The 20,063-nt window shown below is 59.9% G+C and carries 19 protein-coding genes; 7 read left to right on the forward strand and 12 right to left on the reverse strand.

Going from position 1 to position 20,063, the window contains the following annotated elements; all coding sequences use genetic code 11:
* Nucleotides 1–120: 120 nt before the first annotated feature.
* From ACWKV9_RS13660 to ACWKV9_RS13670, 3 genes are all read right to left on the reverse strand, one after another.
* Nucleotides 121–429, reverse strand: a complete 309-nt coding sequence (locus ACWKV9_RS13660; protein WP_483836650.1) for a class I SAM-dependent methyltransferase — start codon at nucleotides 427–429, stop codon at nucleotides 121–123.
* Nucleotides 430–655: 226 nt separating this feature from the next.
* Entirely contained in the window at nucleotides 656–1,090 is a 435-nt protein-coding gene (locus ACWKV9_RS13665; protein WP_483836651.1) for a DoxX family protein, read from the reverse strand.
* Between the two features lie 102 nt (nucleotides 1,091–1,192).
* The gene (locus ACWKV9_RS13670) at nucleotides 1,193–2,611 is read right to left on the reverse strand and encodes an MltF family protein (protein ID WP_483836652.1); all 1,419 of its coding nucleotides are present in this window, start codon (nucleotides 2,609–2,611) and stop codon (nucleotides 1,193–1,195) included.
* A 186-nt stretch (nucleotides 2,612–2,797) separates the two neighbouring features.
* On the opposite strand from ACWKV9_RS13670, the gene ACWKV9_RS13675 reads away from it, so the two are divergent.
* Entirely contained in the window at nucleotides 2,798–3,607 is an 810-nt protein-coding gene (locus tag ACWKV9_RS13675; RefSeq protein WP_483836653.1) for a TatD family hydrolase, read from the forward strand.
* Between the two features lie 25 nt (nucleotides 3,608–3,632).
* Here the strand turns inward: ACWKV9_RS13675 and cptA are convergent, their stop codons facing one another.
* The 8 genes from cptA to ACWKV9_RS13715 all read right to left on the reverse strand — a co-directional run bounded on the left by cptA (nucleotide 3,633) and on the right by ACWKV9_RS13715 (nucleotide 12,953).
* Nucleotides 3,633–5,378 carry a phosphoethanolamine transferase CptA gene (cptA, locus tag ACWKV9_RS13680; protein ID WP_483836654.1) on the reverse strand — a complete coding sequence of 582 codons (1,746 nt, stop codon included), beginning with the start codon at nucleotides 5,376–5,378 and terminating at the stop codon, nucleotides 3,633–3,635.
* 46 nt (nucleotides 5,379–5,424) lie between these two features.
* Complete coding sequence (locus tag ACWKV9_RS13685) at nucleotides 5,425–6,153, reverse strand: nucleoside/nucleotide kinase family protein (RefSeq protein ID WP_483836655.1); 729 nt, start codon at nucleotides 6,151–6,153, stop codon at nucleotides 5,425–5,427.
* Between the two features lie 6 nt (nucleotides 6,154–6,159).
* Nucleotides 6,160–6,960 (reverse strand): nucleoside/nucleotide kinase family protein, encoded by an 801-nt coding sequence (locus ACWKV9_RS13690; protein WP_483836656.1) that lies wholly within the window; start codon nucleotides 6,958–6,960, stop codon nucleotides 6,160–6,162.
* Between the two features lie 24 nt (nucleotides 6,961–6,984).
* On the reverse strand, nucleotides 6,985–8,709 hold the full coding sequence (locus ACWKV9_RS13695) for an ABC transporter ATP-binding protein (RefSeq protein ID WP_483836657.1): 1,725 nt from the start codon (nucleotides 8,707–8,709) through the stop codon (nucleotides 6,985–6,987).
* A gap of 109 nt (nucleotides 8,710–8,818) precedes the next feature.
* On the reverse strand, nucleotides 8,819–10,009 hold the full coding sequence (gene spt / locus ACWKV9_RS13700; RefSeq protein WP_483836658.1) for a serine palmitoyltransferase: 1,191 nt from the start codon (nucleotides 10,007–10,009) through the stop codon (nucleotides 8,819–8,821).
* Entirely contained in the window at nucleotides 9,996–10,256 is a 261-nt protein-coding gene (locus ACWKV9_RS13705) for an acyl carrier protein (RefSeq protein ID WP_483836659.1), read from the reverse strand. Before ACWKV9_RS13705 ends, spt begins: the two co-directional genes overlap by 14 nt.
* Nucleotides 10,257–10,290: 34 nt before the next feature.
* Nucleotides 10,291–11,202: an NAD-dependent epimerase/dehydratase family protein gene (locus tag ACWKV9_RS13710; protein WP_483836894.1), complete on the reverse strand. Its 912-nt coding sequence runs from the start codon at nucleotides 11,200–11,202 to the stop codon at nucleotides 10,291–10,293.
* A complete protein-coding gene (locus tag ACWKV9_RS13715; protein ID WP_483836660.1) occupies nucleotides 11,202–12,953 on the reverse strand; it encodes a fatty acyl-AMP ligase in 1,752 nt (583 codons plus the stop codon). Before ACWKV9_RS13715 ends, ACWKV9_RS13710 begins: the two co-directional genes overlap by 1 nt.
* 377 nt (nucleotides 12,954–13,330) lie before the next feature.
* Here ACWKV9_RS13715 and ACWKV9_RS13720 point away from each other — a divergent pair, with 377 nt between their 5' ends.
* From ACWKV9_RS13720 to ACWKV9_RS13745, 6 genes are all read left to right on the forward strand, one after another.
* Nucleotides 13,331–14,473 carry an N-acetyltransferase gene (locus tag ACWKV9_RS13720; protein WP_483836661.1) on the forward strand — a complete coding sequence of 381 codons (1,143 nt, stop codon included), beginning with the start codon at nucleotides 13,331–13,333 and terminating at the stop codon, nucleotides 14,471–14,473.
* On the forward strand, nucleotides 14,457–15,269 hold the full coding sequence (locus tag ACWKV9_RS13725) for a nucleotidyltransferase family protein (RefSeq protein ID WP_483836662.1): 813 nt from the start codon (nucleotides 14,457–14,459) through the stop codon (nucleotides 15,267–15,269). Before ACWKV9_RS13720 ends, ACWKV9_RS13725 begins: the two co-directional genes overlap by 17 nt.
* A gap of 133 nt (nucleotides 15,270–15,402) precedes the next feature.
* Nucleotides 15,403–16,476, forward strand: coding sequence for an LPS export ABC transporter permease LptF (gene lptF, locus ACWKV9_RS13730; protein WP_483836663.1), 1,074 nt, complete (start codon nucleotides 15,403–15,405; stop codon nucleotides 16,474–16,476).
* Nucleotides 16,473–17,552, forward strand: a complete 1,080-nt coding sequence (gene lptG / locus ACWKV9_RS13735; RefSeq protein ID WP_483836664.1) for an LPS export ABC transporter permease LptG — start codon at nucleotides 16,473–16,475, stop codon at nucleotides 17,550–17,552. The genes lptF and lptG overlap by 4 nt, the downstream gene beginning before the upstream one ends.
* Before the next feature lie 15 nt (nucleotides 17,553–17,567).
* Nucleotides 17,568–18,536, forward strand: a complete 969-nt coding sequence (locus ACWKV9_RS13740; RefSeq protein WP_483836665.1) for a diacylglycerol/lipid kinase family protein — start codon at nucleotides 17,568–17,570, stop codon at nucleotides 18,534–18,536.
* A 14-nt stretch (nucleotides 18,537–18,550) separates the two neighbouring features.
* Entirely contained in the window at nucleotides 18,551–19,516 is a 966-nt protein-coding gene (locus ACWKV9_RS13745; RefSeq protein ID WP_483836666.1) for a hypothetical protein, read from the forward strand.
* A 7-nt stretch (nucleotides 19,517–19,523) separates the two neighbouring features.
* On the opposite strand, the gene ACWKV9_RS13750 is transcribed toward ACWKV9_RS13745, so the two are convergent.
* The gene (locus ACWKV9_RS13750; protein WP_483836667.1) at nucleotides 19,524–20,057 is read right to left on the reverse strand and encodes a putative ATP-dependent zinc protease; all 534 of its coding nucleotides are present in this window, start codon (nucleotides 20,055–20,057) and stop codon (nucleotides 19,524–19,526) included.
* Nucleotides 20,058–20,063: the final 6 nt, after the last annotated feature.

A 20,063-nucleotide genomic window follows, 5' to 3' on the forward strand; every position in this document is an offset into this window, starting at 1 on the left:
GGCTGCGCAGCAGTCGTAAAAGCTGCCAGCGCTGCGCACTGGATCGCGGCCTCGCGTTGCTCGTACGCTCCTACAGGACTGGCGTCAGTCCTGCGTGTCTGCATCCCACCGCTGCTGCACTCAACCCCGCGTAATCAATCCCTGTCGCGCAATGCGTGTGAGGTGGCGAATCACTTCATCGCGGCGCTCGGCCGTGGGCGCCTGGATGACGGCGAGGTCGAACTGGTCGTTGCTGAAACGCTCAAGGGATTGGTGCTGATCGATGAATTGAATGAGGAAAGCGTGGGGCCCGTTCTGGCGTCGCGGCCAGCCGTCGAGATAGCGCAACAGCGTCGGCTGATGGGAGCCGCCAAGAAGGATTTTCGGATTACGTCGATTGATTTGCCCGGCGATTGGAGCCAGACGAACGAGGGGGCGCAGGTGATTCATGGTGTGATTGTCTCAGCCTCAGAATTCCGCTGGGCAGCGGTGAGAGGCAACACCGAACCAGCGCTTTAGCGGTATTTCGAAATCGTTTTCACGACTCCAGGCGCCCCGCAAGTAGCTGTTTAAATCGGCGCAATGGACAGCATCCTAGAGAAGCGTCGGTGGGCTTGTCAAATCTGCACACAAACAAAAAAGGCCCGCAATGCGGGCCTTTGATTTCAGCGTTTTATCAATTAGCTATCGAGCGGTCCAGTGACAGACGCCCTGCCCCTTCGAACAGCACCGCAATCGCTCCACCGAGCAAAGCCAGGGCAAACTCGTAGCCGTTGTTGGCCATGAACAGACCGTTGTGAATGTGTACCGACAAAATCGCGATCACCAGCATCACAATCAGTACCACTGCGGCCGGACGCGCCAGCAAACCCACCACCAGCCCCAGACCGCCGAAGAACTCGGCACTGCCCGACATCAGCGCCATCAGGTAACCAGGATTCAAGCCCAGGCTCGCCATGTATTGACCTGTACCTTCAAGGCCATAGCCGCCGAACATGCCGAACAGCTTCTGACTGCCATGGGCCATAAAGATGATGCCAACGATGATGCGCAAAACAGTGATGCCATAACCAGCGCGGGTGTTGAGCAGGGATTTGATGTGAGCGTTCATGCGGTTCGTTCCATGTTGATCATTGAGAATGGCGCCATCTTAATCGAATCGACAAATATGAAAACCGCAAAAACAGCGTAATAGCTATCTAATAATTCGATTCTATCGAAGCGTCGCTCTGCGCGGTGAAGGACTCTCCAGCGAGTCCCGTTCCTGGTCGTAGGCCAGATAATATTTGTTCACACTATTAACGTAGCTCACCACGCCCATCCCCACCTGATCCAGCGCCACCCGCTCGACCTGGAAGAACCACTGATTGGGATTCAAACCCTGGCGCCGCGCTTCGCTGCGCATGTTCTGCACCCGCTCCGGACCGAGGTTATAGGCAGCCAACGCAAAAGCCATGCGCTCGCGCTCGTTGATTTTTGGACTGGAAAAGAATTTGCGACGAATCATCGCCAGGTACTTGGAGGCAGCCTGCACATTGCCATCGACGTTCTGAATGTTGTCGACGCCCACCCGCCGCGCTGCGGACGGGGTGATCTGCAGCAAGCCTGTAGCGCCGCTGCCGCCTTTGGCCTTAGGGTCCAGCGCCGACTCTTTGAAAGCCATCGCCGCAAGATCCAGCCAGTCCATGTTCTGCGCATCGGCGTGACGTTGCAGCACCGGCCGCAGGCTTTCAAGACGCTGACGGTCACCGCGGGCCAAGGGGTTGTGTACCTGATAAAGATCTTTGTAGGCCTTCTGGAATGCCACTTCCTGGTTGGCCGGCGCCTTGTAAGTGTCGAGAAAGGTGTTGATCGCGGCATGCAACTGACTGGCGTCCTGACGCACGAACCAGCTCATGTCGCTGTGAGTACTGAGGGTCAGCGAGCGGTCGACGCGCAGCTTGGGCATGATCCGCGCCCAGCGCTCGGCAATCGGTTGCTCGACCACGGTCAGGTGGTAAATCCCCGCTTGCACCATCTCCAGCACGTCTTCCACCGCCAGACTGGGATCGACCCACTCAATCTTCACCGGCGGCAATTTGCGCAGGGCAAGCCTCTGGTTCAGCTGCAAGACGGCCTCGTCGGCGGCGCTGCCATTGGTCAGCATCAGCGTCTTGCCGGACAGTTGCTCGATATGTTTGAACCCGCGCTCGCCCTTGACCCCGACCACCACCAGCGGCACCTGGCTCACCACAGGATCAGTGATTTCAATGTTGCGCGCGGTGCTGCTGTCAAGTAACTCCCCAGGCGCAACCAAGTCGCCTTCGCCACGCTGTAGCGCTGCGAGCAACTGATCCTTGGCTTTGGGAATGAGCTTGAGCGAGACTTTCTGGCCGTCTCGGGCATGGCTGTTGAGATAGCTTTCGAAGGCCTGGAGCCTGCGGTATTCGACGCCAGTGGCTTCGCCTTTCATTTCGCCGGAGCTATTGCGGCTCTGGTTGACCAATACCCGTAAAACCTTGCTGCTGCGTATCGCCGGAAGATCTCTGACCTGAGTCTTTTTGCTGACCACCGGCGGCCCGACAGGACGTGCGGATGCACAGACTGGCACCAGCACCAGACACAGCAACGAAATAATCGATGCTCGAATCATTGATTCTCCCGAAAATGCCGAAAAAGACGGCATGAAGTCTGTGAACCACTGTCGCTCGGCGCTCCATGTCTGGAGTGCGGCGTGGGACATCACATCAATCTATGGGCACAAGCAGTTGAGACTGCTCATTTTTTTATAACAATCGAGGGTCTGCTATCCTCTTCGGCCGCAAGCTGGAGTTCGAACATGCAACTAATCGACATCGGCGTCAACCTGACCAATGCCAGCTTCGCCGCCAAAGAACGCGACGTCCTGGAGCGCGCGTATGCCGCGGGTGTCGGCCAGTTGGTGCTCACCGGCACCAGTGTCGAAAGCAGCGAACAGGCGTTGCAGCTGTGTCATGAGCTAGATGAAAGCGCCGCTCGATTGTTCTGCACCGCGGGCATTCACCCGCATTCGGCGAGCGCTTGGACCCTTGAAACCGAAAAACAGTTGCACGCGCTGCTCAAAGAAACCCGCGTGCGGGCAGTCGGTGAGTGTGGTCTGGATTTCAACCGCGACTTCTCCCCTCGTCCGCAGCAGGAAAAGGCCCTTGAAGCGCACCTTGCGTTGGCCGTCGAGCTGCAAATGCCGGTGTTCTTGCACGAGCGTGACGCCAACGAGCGGTTGCTGGAAATCCTGCGCGACTATCGGGATCGCCTGCCCGCCGCCGTGGTGCATTGCTTCACCGGCGAGAAGCGCGCGCTGTTCAGCTATCTGGATCTGGATTTGCACATCGGCATCACCGGCTGGATCTGTGACGAGCGCAGGGGCACGCATCTGCACCCACTGGTTCGGGAAATCCCGCGCGGTCGGCTGATGCTGGAAAGTGATGCGCCCTATCTCTTGCCCCGCAGCCTTCGGCCAAAACCGAAAAACGGGCGCAACGAGCCCGCCTATCTGCCCGAGGTGCTTAGAGAAGTGGCCCTGCATCGTGGGGAAAGCGAGGCAGATGTCGCAGCGCACACCACCGCGTGCGCCCAGAACTTTTTTGGATTGCCCGCGCTGGACGCCTGAAGGCCGCCACGGCACGCGGGCTGTTTTAGTGAGCCTTGGTCAGTGCAGTGGGAGCAGGCTCGGTCGGCAACGAGTTGAAATCCCGCAGGCTGGCTGGCGTGTGGGGATTGCCGATCAACAGCCGGCCCGGCTTGAAGTCTCGGCTGATCAGGCTTTCGGACGGCGCGAACTCATCAAAATGCAGTCCCGCCAGGTCAGCCCACGTGTGAATGAAATGCGAGGTGCTGTATGGCCGATGCAAGTAGGCATCATCGATAGGCGGATTCCCCTGCGCCGCCTTCCAGCTAGGCGAGCTCCAGACAATGAACGGCACGGTGTACATCGGCCGGGTCGGCGCCGCTTCGTTGCGCCCCAACACGTTCGGTGCCACCGGGTCGTAGACCGACTCGCCGTGGTCGGACAGGTACAGCAGAAACCCGTTGGGGTCGATCTGGCTGAAGCGCTTGATCAATGATGACACCACGTAATCGTTGTAGCGCACGGCGTTGTCGTAGTCGTTGTAGACCTCAAGCTGCTCGTCGGTCACGGTGGCCGGCACGCCGATGCGATCCTTGAAGTAATCGTAGGTCGGCGGATAGCGGTATTTGTAACTCATGTGCGTGCCCAGCAAATGGATCACGATGAGCTTGCGCGGAGCGTCGTCGGCCAGCGCCTTGGAAAACGGCTCCAGCACATCCTCGTCATACTGACTGGTTTCGTTCTGGTCGCGGTTGTTGTTCAGGTAGGCCTGCTCATCCGCCTGCTTGGAAAACAGCGTGAGCATGGTGTTGCGCTTGGTCATGGTCTGTTGGTTGGTGATCCAGAAGCTTTTGTAACCGGCCTGCTTCATCACGCTGACCAGCGTCGGCGTGCTCAGATACAGGTCCGGATGCTCCTCGTCGGCGAACGTCAGGACCTGTTGCAGCGTCTCGATCGTATAAGGACGCGGCGCGATGACGTTATCAAACACCTGCAACTGACCCTTCAACTGATCCAGATTTGGGGTGGTCGGGCGGCCATAGCCATACAGGCTCATGCGCTGGCGGGTAGTCGATTCGCCAATCACCAACACCAGCGTCGAGGGTTTCCCGGCGTGGTTGTCGGTGAGATTTTTCAGCGGCGGGATCTGCGCCTGGGTGTTGAGCATCTTCGACATCTCGTCGAGCTGCTGCAGGTACTGGTGATAGCCCACAACCAGCTGCCAGGGCGCGGCGGCTTCTATGTTTTCCTCGAACTCGGCCACCGCGCGCTTGATCGTGTCTCGCTTGATGTACTGATGAATCGCGTTGTAGCCCACCGAGACGCCCAGCAGCAGCAAGCAGCAGGCGATTAGCGACTTGCGCGGCAGATACACCGGGCGAACCCGTGTCCACAGCAAAATCCCACCGACACTGTAGGCAACGACAGCTGCCACGATCGACCAGGAGAAATAGTGCCCCAGGTATTCGCTGGACTCCTGCAGGTTGGAATCGAACATGATGAAAATCACGCTCTGGGAAAACTCCTGGCCGTAGACCAGAAAGTAACCCAGCCCCGACAGCGAAGACGCCCAGAGAATAACGCCCAGCACCCCTGCAATAAGCCGGGTGCGTGAGGGGAATAGGATCAGGGGAATCATCCACAGCGTCGTAACCATCGACGCCTCTGCCATGCCCTTCCAGCCAGCTACCCCGGCGTTGATGATCAACAGCTGGGCGACGCCGGAGAAATACCAGAAAAACACAAACATCCAGCCAAGGCCGGGCCAATTTACCGGGCGTGGCATTGCCGGTGCGGTGTTTCTGGATTGCATGATTTCCTCAAAAAATAAGTGGCCCGTGCCCAAGGCGGCCGTTGTGTCAGCGGACGATCAGTTCCCGGACAAGCTGCAGACACTGCGCCTGCACGTCAGCCTGGGGCTGGCTGGCATCGACTTCGACGATCCGCGCGCCATTGAAACGCAGCAGCGGCGTAGCCTCGACCTTCTGCCGCAGCAGCGCCAGGTTGTGATCGGGCTTGCGGGCGAAAGCGGTATCGGCGTCGATGTTCAAGCGGATGACCAGCGTCGGACGGTAACTGACCATCCGTTGATAAAGTGTGATTTCGCGTCGTGCCAGCCAGGCCGTGAACCGGTTGCCGGGGCGCGCGGCGGACAGACCCGGCCCGTCATAAAAACCGGCAACGTCCAGCTGCGGATAGCGATCGCAGAAGACCACGCTGGCCTCCTTGCGCAGCGCCAGCATCCGCTTGAAACCCCGGACTCGGCGCTGGGAGAACACGTAAATGACCAGCGCGGTGAGGACACCGGGAATGCGCTGGCCTTTGGTCCGCGCCTGTTTGGCCTTGGCCGTCAGACGCCGCGCCAGTACCGGGCCGATCAGCGGCCACGCCTGAATCTTCAAGCCCAAGGTGCCCGAGCCCAGGCCCAGGTAGGCGTACGCCGCTCCTTCGGCCTGCATCGCCGCGCACAAGGACGCTGCCAGCGTGGTCTTGCCCGCGCCGTCAGAACCGATGATCGCAATCAACGGCGCCAGCTCAGGGTCGTCATGCCCGATGCCGTCGAACGGCCGAGTGTCGAAGTCAGTCATGGGCCATCAACGGGTCAGCAGGCTGCGCGATACCGCCGCCTTGGCCTGGGCGATCACCTCGGCCAGTGGCAAGCGGCTGTCCAGGTCCAGAATCGGCGCGCCTTGGTATTCCAGCTTCGGCACGTTGGCAATTTTCGCGGCCAGGGATTCGTAGCGGTGATCTGGCTTGCGCGCGAAGGCGGTTTCCAGATCAATGTTCAGGCGGATAACCAGATCCGGGCGATGGCTGATCATGTAGGCGTACAGAGCTTTTTCGCGACGGGCGAGAAATCCGACGAAGGCGTTGCGGTGCTTGACGCCCACCAGCCCCGGGCCGTCGACTTTCAGGTTAGCCACGGCGATCTGCGGAAAGCGGTCGGCGATGACCGTTACGCCGTTGCGCCGCAGCGTCATCATTTTCTGGTAACGCCGCCAGCGCCGGATGGACAACAGAAACGTGGCGAACGCCGCGAGATTGCTGGGCCCCTCGTCGTTCTGTTTGACCGTCGGATTGTCACGCGGGGCATTTTTCGCGATCAGCCGAGCGATGAGTGGGCCCACCAGCGGCCATTGCATCATCGCCTCGCCCAGCGCCTTGGACTGAATGCCCAGATGGCAGCTTTGCGCGCTGCATGATTCCTGCATCCAGCTCAGAATGGCCTCGGACACCGTGGACTTGCCCGCCCCGTCGCAACCGACGATGGCAATCAGCGGCGCCAAGCCGCTCGCTTGATCGCCGGAATTCGAGTGTTCAAAGGATTCAACAGGCGGCGCCGGGTCGGGTTCCTGAGGAGGCAGTTGCTGGTTGTTGTGGGTCACAAACTTCATTGGTCGGTCTCGGCCAGTCGTGGGTTAAACGCTGGCAATGAAAGTCTGGTCGGCCAAACGGTCTGGATGGCTCAGCCGCGTGATCACGCCGTCCTTGACCTGCACCACCTCGTCGGCGATCTCGATCAGGCGCGGTCGGTGAGACACGGCAATAATAGTGATCTCGGGCGTCAGTGCTTTCAGGGAATCGCAGATCTCGCGTTCGGCTTGCGGGTCGAGGGCGCTGGTGGCTTCGTCGAGAATCAGCAGTCGCGGATGGTGAGCCAAAGCCCGCGCGATGACGATGCGCTGACGCTGGCCGCCCGAGAGCTTGCCGCCGCGCTCGCCGACCACTGAGTTCATGCCTTCGGGCAACCGCTCGACAAACTCCCAGGCCCCGGCCTGACGCAAGGCGCGCTCGGCATCCACCGCCGTCAACGCAGGCTCGCCCAGCGTGACGTTGGCCAGAATACTGTCGTGCAGCAGCAGGGTTTCCTGGGTGACATAGCCGATCATTCGCCGCCATTTGCGCCGGTCGATGTCCACCAGCGAAACGCCGTCCACGCGGATGTGCCCGGTTTGCGGGCTGAGCAATGCGCACAACAGATCGAGGATGGTGGTCTTGCCAGCGCCCGATGGCCCGACCAGAGTGGTCATGGTGCCGACTTTGAATCCGAAGGTGGCGTCGTCAAGCACTGTGCGGCCGTCGTACTTGAACGACACGTTTTCGAATTCGATGCTCTGGTTCAGCGTCGGCTGAACATTGCCGCCCTTGGGCTCGGCTTCGGCGGTGGCCTTGTCGACCGCTTCGCGCAGCGCCCAGAACGCGCTTTCCTGAGCGGCCATGCGGTGATAGCGCTGCTGGGCCTTGTGCATCAGGCCCAGCACTCGCACCACCATGAAGATCAGCACCATCACCGATGACAACGGCAGATTCCAGATCACCAGCCCGGCGTACAGCCCGGCAGCGGCGAGGATCGCCAGCAACGGCTCCTGAAGTGCGCGCAGGGTTTCGCGGCTGGTGACTTCCTTTTCCATCGCGGCATTGAGTTCGGTGGCCTGATGACGCAACAGGGAATCGGCGATGTCTTCCCGGGCCATCGCTTTGAGCGGTTTCACCGAACCCAGGGTGTCGCTGAGGCTGACCAGCAAATCGCGCATCAGGCTGGTCTGGCTTCTGCCTGCCTTGCGCGACGTCTTCACCAGCCCGCGCAACGCCAGCAGAATGCCCAGCCCCACCAGCAGACAGACCACGGCGGCCTGCCAGGACACGACCAGTGCGATCACCCCATAGGCCACCGCCTGAATGGACAGCGCAACCATGTTGGCTGCGTGTTCATAGGCAGTGGAGGCGCGATAGGCCTCAGTGGCGACGGCATTGGCCAGGGCGCCGCCCGGTTGGCGCAGGTAATATTCCCAGCGACTGCCCAGGGTGGCGTTGATCAGATCCACCCGCAGGTCGGTGGCAACGTGCGCTACGGTGTAGCCCACCTGCCGGTTGGCGATCAGGATCAACAGACTGCTCAGTGCCATGCCCACCACGATGATGGTCAACAGCACGACAATGGTAGGCTCCATTCCGAACCAGGCCATGGTGCTGATGATGCGCTCACCAAAGGCCGAATGAGCGTTGTCACCCAGCATTACCGACATCAGCGGCAACATGGTGGTCAGACTGACGCTCTCGACCAATCCCGCCACCACCAGGCTCAGCAGCATCAACGCTGTACGCAGCGGGTAGGACCGGCCAAAAGCAAAGATAATTCGCATAACACTCACATTCGAAATCAGGTTCTGCGCCGCTGGGAACCCGGCGGCGAATGATGCGGTGCGCGCGCCTGGCGATCAGGCCAGGCGCGCTGCTCCCTTCAAGCGGCGATCAAGCTGCCAGATCGGCCAAGGGACGCAACACCGAAAACGCCTGAATGATTTGGTCGATCTGCTCGGGTGTATGAGCAGCGCTGACGCTGCAGCGCACCAGTGTAACGCCGGCCGGGGTGGCTGGCGGCAATACCAGATTGACGTAGACGCCCTGGTCGATGAGCGCGCGCCAGAATTGCAGGCCCTGCTCCTTGGTGCCGACCATCACCGGGACAACCGGGCTGACGTGCGGCCCGAGTGAATAACCCAGGTTCGCCAGGCCGTCGTACAGGCGATTGGCATTGCTCCACAGCTGCTCGCGCAGTTGCGGGCGCGTGGCAACCGCCTGCAAGGCTGCACGCACCGAGGCCACGACCGAAGGCGAAGGCGATGCGGTGAAAATGTATGGGCGGCTGGCGTAGCGCAGCACTTCCATACTGCTGCTGCCAGCAGCGAATCCACCGATGGCGGCCAGACTCTTGCTGAAGGTGCCGAGGATGATATCGACATCCGCTTCAACGCCCAGCGCTTCGGACAGCCCTCGCCCGTTGGGGCCCATGACGCCGAACGAATGCGCTTCGTCGACCAGCAGGTAACCGCCCAGACGCTTTTTGATTTCAACGATTTCTTTGAGCGGCGCGGTATCGCCGAGCATGCTGTAGATGCCCTCGACGATGATCAGCGCATCTTTGGCGCGCTCGCCCAGACGGACCATGCGCCGCTCAAGATCCTTGGCATCGTTGTGGTGGAAACGGATGATTTCCGCACCGCCCAATTGGCAGGCATCGTAGATGCTCGCGTGACAGTCAGCGTCCAGCAGGACCACTTCACGGGGACCCGCCAGGGCGCCGATGATGCCCAGGTTTGCCACATAACCAGTGGAAAACACCATGACCGAAGGACGGTCCAGGAACGCGGCGAGTTCAGCTTCCAGCGCGGTGTGGCCGCCGTAGCTGCCGTTGGCCATGCGCGAACCGGTCGTGCCGGTGCCTTCGACCGCCAGCGCCTGTTGCGCCGCTTCAATAGCCTGAGCGTCGAACGTCAGACCCAGATAGTTATTGGTGCCCGCCAGGATGACGTCTTTGTCGCCGATACGCCCTTGGGTGGGCGAGTAAACGGCGTCGATGCTGGTGCCGAACGGGCTTGGGCCAGAATCCTGAAAATGTGTGCGTTCAGCAGCCAGCCTGCTGAATTTGTCATACAGCCCCATGACTTTTCTCCACGTAGGCCACCAAGGAGCTTGCCAGCTGCCGAGGGGTTCTGACGTCCATCAAAATATTGATCGGGATCGACAGATCGTATTCGTCTTCCAGCTTCATCAACAAGTCCATCATCTTGACGGACTCCAGCCCCAGGTCATTGACCATGTCGCTGTCCGGCCCAACGTGTTCTGAAACCGGAACCATATCCCGAAGACAGATCAGGACGTTTTCTAAAATGGTGTCTTGCGTAAACATGATTGACCTCTTCAACTTCTGAATGGGTGCGCGCTCAGAACAGACCATCCTGCAGGGCGCGGCGCAATTTGATCTGGGGCACCCAGCCAATGGCGGCGGTTATATCGGTATTGCTGCAGGTCCAGTCGTGGTGGGTCAGCTCGTTGACCTTACTGGTGGTCAGCATCGGTGCGCGCGGCAGCAGATACGAAAGCGCCAGGTTGGCTTTGGCGATGCATTTAAGCAGCGTGACCGACACCGGAATCTGCCGCACGCGGGCCTTGCGGATGTCCGCGCCAATGCTGGCCAGACCTTTCCAGCTGTAGCCGCCCAGCGTGCCGTCACTGATCTCATAAGTCGCAGGCCGCGCCACCGGAGAGGTGATCCACTGCGTGACAGCGGCAGTCAGGTCGAACACGTGGACGAAGCTCAGGTGCGCTTCCCCTGCCCCCAGCCGGACCAGCAAGCCACGCAGCAGCCAGGAAAACAGCGGCTGCAACTCCCGGTCACCGGGGCCATAGACCGCCGTTGGCCGAAAGATACCGACGCTGATCGGACCCGCCGCGCTGAGCACTTGCTGTTCCGCATCGAATTTGGACTGGGAATACCAGGAAAGCTCCGGGTAGCGTGCGGCCAGCGAAGACATGTGCAGGAAGCGCTCGCAGGTGCCGGACTGGCGCGCGGCTTCCATCACCCGGCGGCTGCCGTCTACGTTGACCGCGCGAAAACTGTTGGCATCGCGGCCTCGAACGGCACCGGCGCAGTGGATCACCGCCTTCGCACCCGAGACCAGCTCGGACAGCGATTGAGGATCTTCCAGCGAACCGCGCACCCAGAAAATGCCGTTCTTGAGTCCGGACTGAGTCCGGCTCAAGGCGCGCACGCTGATACCTTGGGCCACCAGCATCCGGGCGATCTGCCCGCCGATGAAACCGCTGCCTCCGGTCAACGCCACACAGGGGGGCATCACGCGGAGCCTACAGCCGCCAGCATTTCAGGACGCGCGGAAATCTGACTCAGGAAGCGCTTGCGCGCCTCGGCCCGGGCCGGCTTGCCTGACGAGGTCCGCGGGATGCTGTGGGGCGGTACCAGATCGATGGTTGGCGACAGACCGAATTCGCTGTGAATCTTGGCGAACAAGGTGTGCAACAAGCGCTCGCGTTTTTCTTCGTCATGGAGACGACACTGGACCTGCATCACCACGGCAGGCTCGCCGTCTTTCTGCACAATGAACACGATCGCGTCGCCTGGGCGCACGTCAGCCTCGGTCTCGGCGACCAATTCGATGTCCTGGGGCCAGATGTTGCGACCGCGAATGATGATCAGGTCTTTTTTGCGGCCGGTGACATACAGATTGCCGTCGAACAGGTAGCCCAGATCGCCTGTGTCCAGCTGCTGAGTTTCGGCCAGCTGGCGAGTGGATTCGGCATCCTGAAAATAGCCCTGCATCAGGCTCGGACCAGAAATCACGATGCGCCCGACGCTGCGCTCAGGCAGCGAGTGGCCAGCTTCATCGAGGATGTGAAGCTCATGTCCTGGCAACGGCGCGCCGCAATTGACGAAGTTACTGATGGCCGTCGAGTGCTCGGTGGCGGTAACTGCTTTACCTTCAAGCTCAAGAATGTCGCGATCGACACGATCGGTCTGACCACCCGAGTCGGGCGCGGCGAAGCTTACGGCCAGGGTATTTTCGGCCAGGCCATAGCACGGCATGAAGGCGCTGGCCTTGAAACCGGCTGGCGCGAAATGCTCGGCAAAACGGTTCAGGGTCGCCATGGCAATCGGCTCGGCACCGACCCCGGCGACACGCCAGCGGGACAGGTCCAGGCTTTCGACTTCGGACGGGCTGCAACGACGCACGCACAGGTCATAGCCAAACGGCGGCGCCACGGAAACCGTGCCGCGGTTGCGACTCATCAGGTTCAACCATTGCTTGGGGCGCATGGCGAAATCCTGGGTCTGCAGGTAGTCGACTGACAACTGCGTCGCCACCGGCGTCAGCACAAAGCCCACCAGTCCCATGTCGTGGTAGTACGGCAACCAGGAAATGCAGCGATCCTTGGGGCGCAGACGAATGCCGTCCAGACTGATGCCACGCAAGTTGGCCATGACCGAACGTTGCGTCACCACCACGCCGCGCGGAAAGCGCGTGCTGCCGGAGGTGTATTGCAGATAAGCAATGTCATCGGGCTGAGGCGGTGCCAGCTCGACTTCCACCAGCGGCAATACTTCAAGCTGCTCAGCGGTGCCGACGAATTTCTGGGTGGTGGCGTCGATGGCTTCGTTGACGAACGATAGCCACTCTTCCCCGCCGAGCACGGCAGACGGTGAACAGCTGGCAAGCAATCCACGGAGCTTTTCGACGTAAGACTGGTGATGCCCGACGCCCATAGGAATCGGCAGCGGAACCGGCACCAGGCCTGCGTACTGACACGCAAAAAAGATTTCAACGAAACCTGGGGTGGTGTCAGCAATCAGCGCAACGCGATCGCCTTTCACCAGGCCAAGGCTGAGCAACCGTTTGGCTGCTGCGACGGCGCGCCGCTTGAGGAGGCGATATTCCATGACCGCTGTCAGGTGACAGCGACGATCATAGAAATTCATGCCTGTTTGCCCGAGTGCAGCGTAATCCAATGCATCAGCCAGAGAGGAAAAGTCTGCAAGGCGCTGTGCAAGTGAATGCCCAGAGCTTGTCTCTGACAAATAAAGAACAGCCATTGATTTTGAGCTCTTTCAGGTACTGCGGCGGAGAAGCCCGCGCTGAACGTAATGCCATGAGCAGCGGAGCGTAAAATCCTCAACGCCAAGCAAAAGGTGATCAATCTAAAAAACCAATGCCTGCTTGCGTAATAAGGACAAAAAAATTTAACGAATACACTGTTGCAGCCTATCAACAACAAGGCGCCGGTAATTTAACCCCTGAACACACCAGGGCAAGTATCGAATCGATCGATACTGTACATTGATCATGACACATAGACGTAACAAAGTATTTCGTCCATTGTCAGGTATTATTGCCCGAAACACGATCTGATCCAAAGCACTTAATCCACGCGCCCCACTCCGACCCGCCGATTGAAGAAGACACGCTATCAATGAACACAATGACTTCCCCGGTCGTCACGGAAGTGGTGAAGACTCGTCAGGACTTGAACACCTTCATTTCGCTGCCGGGAACGCTCTACAAAGACGACCCATGCTGGGTAGAGCCGCTGCACATGGAACGTCGCGAGCACCTTTCAAGCAAAAATCCTACCTCCGAGCACGTGACCTGGCAGGCCTGGATCGCCAAGCGCGGCAACGTGCCGGTCGGCCGCATCATGGCCCAGATCGATACGTTACACCGCGAACTTCATGGCCCTGACACCGGCCACTTCGGCATGCTCGATGCTGTCGACGACCCTGACGTGTTCAACAGCCTGATAAACACCGCTCAGGCGTGGCTGCGCGAACAAGGGGCACACAAAGTCACCGGTCCCTTTACCTTGAACATCAATCAGGAAAGCGGATTGCTGGTGGAAGGTTTCGACACACCGCCCTCGGTGTTCATGAACCACAACCATCCTTATTACGAAAAGCACCTGACAGCCGAGCAGTACACGCCTGCGATGGATTTACTGGCTTACTGGATGCGTACCGACGAGCTGAACTTCCCTGCCCCGCTTCAGCGGATGATGGACCGCGAACGTGGTCGCATCCGGATTCGCACGCTCGACAGAAGCAAGTTTGAAGCCGAAATGCAGACCCTGCGTGAAATTTTCAATGACGCCTGGGCCAAGAACTGGGGATTTGTGCCGTTCACCGAGAAAGAATTCAGCGAGATGGGCGCACAACTGAAATTGTTGGTGCCTGAAGACCTGATCTACATCGCTGAAATCGACAACAAGGCGTGCGCGTTCATTGTCGCGATGCCAAACCTTCAGGAGGCCTTCGGGCCTTTGAAAGGCAGTCTGCTGCCGTTCGGCTGGCTCAAGCTGTTGTGGAAACTCAAAGTGAGTGGCACTCGCACCGCGCGGGTTCCGCTGATGGGCGTGCGCCAGGAGTATCAGTTCAGCCGACAAGGCCCGGTGCTTGCGCTGTTGCTGATTGAAGCGCTGAAACAGCCCTTTGTGCGACGCAAGATTCACGCACTGGAAATGTCCTGGATTCTGGAAACCAATACCGGTATGCGCACTATTCTGGAGCGCATCGGCGCCGTCGCTTACAAACGCTATCGCCTCTATGAAAAGAGCATCTGACCCGGTGCGCTTTTCAGCGCTGGTACTAGCGGGCGATCGCAACGCCAACGATCCTGTCGCAGCCCTCGGCAATGCCGGCTGCAAAGCATTAACGCCGGTCAACGGTGTTCCGATGCTGCATCGGGTCGTGTCCACTCTGCAGAGCAGTGAGTTGATCAAGGACATTACGCTGGTCGGGCCAAGCCGATCGCTGCTGGATCGCGATCCTCACATGCACGCCCTGCTGAGCGCCGATGCGATCACGGCGCTGGAACCGGCCGTGTCGCCGAGCGCCAGCGCGCTGATGGGGCTCGAACACATCCCGACGCGTCCTGTGTTCGTCACTACGGCCGACCACGCGCTGCTGCGCCGGGAGATTGTTGATCACTTCCTTCAGCACTCTCTTGCAAGCGGCTGCGATGTGACCGTTGCCGTGACCCCGCTGGCAACCGTCATGGCGATGTTCCCGGACAACCGCCGCACCGCCATCAAGTTGCACGGCGGCCCGTACTGCGGAAGCAATATGTTTGCGTTCATGACCCCGGAAAGTGAGAAACTCGCCGCCTTCTGGCGAAACGTCGAACAGCAGCGCAAAAACCCGAGGAAGGTGATCGCCAGCGCGCTGGGTTTCACCGCCACGTTGCGCTACCTGCTGGGTACGTTGTCGCTGGACCAGGCGATGCAACGCATCTCTCGGACAGTCGGTTTGCGCATCGGCGCAGTGGTCATGCCGTACGCAGAAGCCGCGGTCGATATCGACTCGGTGAGCGATCATCGGCTCGTCGAACAGACCTTGCTACAGAGAGCGTTGACCTGAAACACGAATGCGGTTGCCTGCACCTGCCCAATCCGTACAACCAAACGCTCAAGCGCTGAACATCCAGCCTGCGTCGGATTCGCACGTTGCGGTATTTTTTTTTGTGGCACAGCCTGACTACAAGGTCTGCAGAATGCTCCTGATCGAGCGCTACATCATTGCCGAAATCCGGCGCCCCGTGTCGGTAATGGTCGGTATCCTGACCTTCGTATTCGCCAGTTATTCGGCAGAGCGCTACCTGACCCAAGCCGCCAATGGCACGCTGGCACTGCAAGCGGTGCTGGACATGGTCATTTATAAGGTGGTCATTGCCCTGGAGATGCTGGTGCCGGTCGCCCTATACGCCTCCGTGGCGATTGCCCTGGGCAGGCTCTATCACGACTCCGAAGTCACGGCGATTCTGGCCTCCGGTGCCAGCCCCTTGCGCCTGTACCGCGCCATCGGCCTGATTGCACTGCCGATTGCCATTGCCGTCACTGTGCTGTCGGTTTATGGCCGGCCCTGGGCGTACACCCAGACCTATCGGCTTGAGCAGGAATCGCGCACCGATCTGGACGTCAACCACCTGCTGCCACAGCGCTTCAACCTCAATCAGGACAATGGCCGGATGATCCTGGCAGAAAGCATCGATCACGCCACCGGCACGTTGAAAAACGCGCTGATTTACGACCCAGGCGAAGGCAAATCCCGGATCTTCCGCTCCGATCAGGCCAGCGTCGTCGACCCCAATCCGGATGACCCTATCGTGTCATTGACCCACGGCACCTCGTATTCCCTGGAGCACAAGGGCACCAAGGACGTGACCAGCATCTTTACCAGCATGCTGCTGCACCTCAAGCCTATCGAGCCGGAGCCGGACAACAAACGAAAATCCACGTCCACCGCGATGCTCAGCGTGTCACCGGTGCCACAGGACCAGGCCGAATTGCAGTGGCGTTACACCCGTGGCGTGAGCGCGATTCTGCTGGCGTTACTGGCCGTGCCTCTGAGCCGGACTGCCCCGCGCAAAGGCCGCTTCTCTACTCTGCTGCCGATTGCCACGCTGTTCGCGGTGATCTTCTATGCGGGGAACATCTGCAGGACTCTGGTAGGTAACTCAACCTTGCCGCTGATACCGGGCGTCTGGCTGGTGCCGCTGCTGATGGCGGTGGCCGTGTTGATATTCATCGCCCGCGATCTGCGCATTCTGCGACTGCGCGCCAAATGAGGATTGCCAGCTTCTACCTTATTCGTAACGTGCTGATGGGCTTCCTGGCAGCAGCGGCATTACTGTTGCCGCTGTTTACCACTTTCGATCTGATCAGCGAACTCGACGACGTGACCTCCGGCGGCTACCGCTGGACACAGGCGCTGCAAGTGGTCTTGATGACCTTGCCACGTCGTGCCGTGGACCTGGGCCCCTTCATCGCGTTATTGGGCGGGATCACCGGCTTGGGTCAACTGGCAATCACGCAAGAACTGACCGCCATGCGCACTGCCGGTATTTCCATCGTGCGCATCGCGATCACTACCGTAATGGCCGGCGTGATTCTGGTGCTGCTGCTCGGCGTGATTGACGAATGGGTGGCGTCGCCCTTGCAGCAGCGCGGCGTGCAGATCAGAAACGAAGCCCTGGCTGTATCAGGTGAAGCCGCCAGCTCAACAGGCAGTATCTGGGCGCGGCGTGGTGACGAAGTTGCACGAATCGGCGCCATGTCGCGACACAACACGCCGGTCAGCATTGAAATCTTCCAGTACACCACCGAGATGCGCCTTAAATCCTATGTATTCGCCGACAGCGCCGAGATCCGCCCCGACGGCACCTGGCTGTTGAAAAACGCGCAGATCAAGGAGTGGGGCCGCGAAGATGAAAGCATTCGTCAGCAGGACTTCATGGTCTGGCATTCGGTGTTTTCCGACCGCCGCCTGAAAGAGCTGACGTTACCCACCGACAGCTTCTCCATTCGCCAGCTGCACCATTACATCCAGTTTCTGGAAGGCTCGGACCAACCCACCGCCGAGTACGAAATGGCGATGTGGCAAAAGCTCGGCCGCCCGATTCTGACGCTGGCAATGATTCTGTTCGCCGTGCCGTTCACCTTCGTGCAACAACGCTCGCCCGGACTGGGGGGAAGGCTGGCCGTCGGCGCAATCGTCGGGCTGCTGATTTACGTCAGTAACCAGATCATCGCCAATCTTGGCCTGCTGCTGGAAGGCAACGTGATGCTGACGACGCTGGCGCCGTCGATTTTGCTGCTGGGGATCGCGCTGGCGTTGATCCTGCGCTTTGACCGAGCCCGATGAAGGAATGGCGCCAACATGACTGACCTGACTCCTCGCCCGGAACGGATTGGCATCGTGCTCAATCCAGAAAGCGGTTACGTGCGACGCCACCTCAAGCAGCTGCGCGCGCTAGTCGCACGCATTGCGGGCGCAACCGTGATCGAGGCTTCATCCGACGGGCAGCTTACTGACGCGGTCGATACGCTGGGACTGGGGCCTGCGGATTTGCTGGTGGTCATCGGTGGCGACGGCACCTTGCAGGCTGTGCTCACCGCCATGCTGCGGCGTGAGCTGCTGGACGTTCCCTACGTGCTCGCTCTGCCAGCCGGCACCACCAACATGAGCGCCGCCGACCTGGGATCGCGCTCGAACCCGGCCGCCGCGCTGAAAAGCCTCGACAAGTGGCTCAGCGGTAAGACCTCCGCACCCGCCGTGTGCGCTCGAGCGGTGGTCCAGGTTTCTGATGCCAGCGAGACACCGCCCCGCTTCGGCATGTTCTTTGGCGCCGGGGCAATCATCAACGGTGTCAGGTACTTTCACAGCAACCTGCGGCCCAAGGGCATACGCGGCGCTATCGGACCGTCATTGGCATTTGTGCGCATGTTGCTGTCGCTGTTTCGGGGTGCCGAATACACTTCGCTGCCGGCGACTCCTGCGCGGCTTCACCTTAAACGGCAGCCGATCGAGGCGCCTTGGCTGCTGATTTTGGCGACGACTCTGGACAACTTGCTGCTGGGCAGCACGCCGTATTGGGGACGTGAAAAAGCGCCTATGCACTTCACCGCCATTGCCCATCGGGCGCCACGGTTGGTGCGCTCGCTGTTCTTTCTGCTACGCGGCAAATCCAGCGCGACGATGAAAAGTAGTCCGTCGTATGTCAGCCACAATCTGGATGATACGGCCATAGATGGCCTGAGCGAATACCTGCTCGACGGCGAGATCTTTCCGAGCCACGGCCAGCTTCACCTGTCGGCGACTCCCGCCATCCGTTTCATTGTGCTTTAGCCGAAGGCCAGACGATGCCAGCGATCCAATCCCCTGCACCGACGCCCGCCCTGCTGGCCACCATCGCCCGCGAATGTGCGTTACCCGTGGCCGAGGAACTGCAGGCGCTGGAACAGGTACTGCGCTTGCGATTCGGCGAGGCCCTGAGCGGATTACTGTTTTACGGCTCCTGCCTGCGCAGCGGCGATCCGACCCAAGGCCTGGTTGACCTTTACGTGTTGGTGGACGACTACGCCAATGTCCACACCAACCTGTTGCCCAGACTTGCGAACCAGTGGCTGCCACCCACGGTGTTTCTGCTCAAGACGCAAACCCCGGATGGCCGGACGCTGCACGCCAAGTGCGCGCTGATCTCATTGGGGGATTTCGAAGAAGGCACGAGTAGCTGGTTTCAGAGCTATCTGTGGGGAAGATTCTCCCAGCCCTCGCGACTGGTGTATTACCGCGACGTGGCCGTCAGGGATCGTGTGCACGTCGCACTGGCCAACGCGGTTATCCGCATGATGTCGCAGACTCTGCCGGGACAGGACCCGACATTCTCCAGCTTTGCGTTCTGGAAGCGGGCGTTTGCGCTGACCTACGGCACCGAGTTACGCCCGGAAAAAGCCAGTCGCCCCACGGAAATCGTCACCCATAACGCTGATTACTATGCCCAGGTGACGCGCGACGGCGCAGCTTCAGTCGAAGGCCTGTTCCCGTCAGAGCGTCAGCCTGATGTGTTCACCCGCCAAAGCGATGCGTCGGAACAACAAAAAAACCGTCTGCGCTGGAAAGTCAGAAGAGTCCAGGGCCGCACGCTGAACGTGCTGCGCCTGATCAAATCACTCTTCACCTTCGAAGACGGCGTGGATTATGTGCTCTGGAAACTTGAACGGCATCTGGGCGAGCCGGTGAAGGTCAGTCCGCACCTGCACCGATACCCGCTCATCTTTTGCTGGCCGCTGCTTTGGCGACTATTGAGAAACCGTCGCCTGCGCTAAGCCAGACTCAGGTGGTTTGCTTGGCCGTGGACGCGCTGCAAGACGGTTTGACGGTGTTGGTTCGGGAAGCATCCACCGCGCCAAGGTGCTGCAAGGTGCTGCGGCCAAGAATCACCACGTAGTCCTTCTTGCCACGGCTTTTGAGCGCCAGCTCTTCCTGATAGGTCTGGTTGCCGATGCACAATTCCATCTTCACCACCTGGCGATGCCCGCCGCCGCCGATCAGGCCCTTGCCCTTCTCCGTGCGCACAATCTTGCGCTCTAGGGGTACGTCCACCAGCGCACCGGTCAAACCCTTGGGCACCTGCACCGAAAACCGCACCCATTTTTCGCTGCCCTTGTCGAAAGGCTCGATATTGGCAGCCGCCAGATAGGAGTTTTCGGAGGACGTGTCGAGCTCAATTTTTACGGTGTTTTGCTCGGGCAGTAGCACTGCCTCTTCTTCCCAGCCGAAAACCTGACTGGGCGATGCGGCGAGCACGCACTGAGGCAGCATCAACGCAACGGTGGAACCGATGATGAGTTTGGTGAGGGTCTGCATTGGGGA

The organism is Pseudomonas corni, assembly GCF_057128765.1.

What these genes read in the sequence shown, in the direction of transcription:
- ACWKV9_RS13745 (WP_483836666.1), top strand. Translation starts at nt 18,551, where the DNA reads ATGCCAGCGATCCAATCCCCTGCACCGACGCCCGCCCTGCTGGCCACC.
- lptG (WP_483836664.1), top strand. Translation starts at nt 16,473, where the DNA reads ATGAGGATTGCCAGCTTCTACCTTATTCGTAACGTGCTGATGGGCTTC.
- ACWKV9_RS13660 (WP_483836650.1), bottom strand. Translation starts at nt 429, where the DNA reads ATGAATCACCTGCGCCCCCTCGTTCGTCTGGCTCCAATCGCCGGGCAA.
- ACWKV9_RS13665 (WP_483836651.1), bottom strand. Translation starts at nt 1,090, where the DNA reads ATGAACGCTCACATCAAATCCCTGCTCAACACCCGCGCTGGTTATGGC.
- ACWKV9_RS13715 (WP_483836660.1), bottom strand. Translation starts at nt 12,953, where the DNA reads ATGGCTGTTCTTTATTTGTCAGAGACAAGCTCTGGGCATTCACTTGCA.
- cptA (WP_483836654.1), bottom strand. Translation starts at nt 5,378, where the DNA reads ATGCAATCCAGAAACACCGCACCGGCAATGCCACGCCCGGTAAATTGG.
- ACWKV9_RS13675 (WP_483836653.1), top strand. Translation starts at nt 2,798, where the DNA reads ATGCAACTAATCGACATCGGCGTCAACCTGACCAATGCCAGCTTCGCC.
- ACWKV9_RS13695 (WP_483836657.1), bottom strand. Translation starts at nt 8,709, where the DNA reads ATGCGAATTATCTTTGCTTTTGGCCGGTCCTACCCGCTGCGTACAGCG.
- ACWKV9_RS13740 (WP_483836665.1), top strand. Translation starts at nt 17,568, where the DNA reads ATGACTGACCTGACTCCTCGCCCGGAACGGATTGGCATCGTGCTCAAT.
- ACWKV9_RS13725 (WP_483836662.1), top strand. Translation starts at nt 14,457, where the DNA reads ATGAAAAGAGCATCTGACCCGGTGCGCTTTTCAGCGCTGGTACTAGCG.
- spt (WP_483836658.1), bottom strand. Translation starts at nt 10,009, where the DNA reads ATGGGGCTGTATGACAAATTCAGCAGGCTGGCTGCTGAACGCACACAT.
- ACWKV9_RS13690 (WP_483836656.1), bottom strand. Translation starts at nt 6,960, where the DNA reads ATGAAGTTTGTGACCCACAACAACCAGCAACTGCCTCCTCAGGAACCC.
- ACWKV9_RS13720 (WP_483836661.1), top strand. Translation starts at nt 13,331, where the DNA reads ATGAACACAATGACTTCCCCGGTCGTCACGGAAGTGGTGAAGACTCGT.
- ACWKV9_RS13705 (WP_483836659.1), bottom strand. Translation starts at nt 10,256, where the DNA reads ATGTTTACGCAAGACACCATTTTAGAAAACGTCCTGATCTGTCTTCGG.
- ACWKV9_RS13670 (WP_483836652.1), bottom strand. Translation starts at nt 2,611, where the DNA reads ATGATTCGAGCATCGATTATTTCGTTGCTGTGTCTGGTGCTGGTGCCA.
- lptF (WP_483836663.1), top strand. Translation starts at nt 15,403, where the DNA reads ATGCTCCTGATCGAGCGCTACATCATTGCCGAAATCCGGCGCCCCGTG.
- ACWKV9_RS13750 (WP_483836667.1), bottom strand. Translation starts at nt 20,057, where the DNA reads ATGCAGACCCTCACCAAACTCATCATCGGTTCCACCGTTGCGTTGATG.
- ACWKV9_RS13710 (WP_483836894.1), bottom strand. Translation starts at nt 11,202, where the DNA reads ATGCCCCCCTGTGTGGCGTTGACCGGAGGCAGCGGTTTCATCGGCGGG.
- ACWKV9_RS13685 (WP_483836655.1), bottom strand. Translation starts at nt 6,153, where the DNA reads ATGACTGACTTCGACACTCGGCCGTTCGACGGCATCGGGCATGACGAC.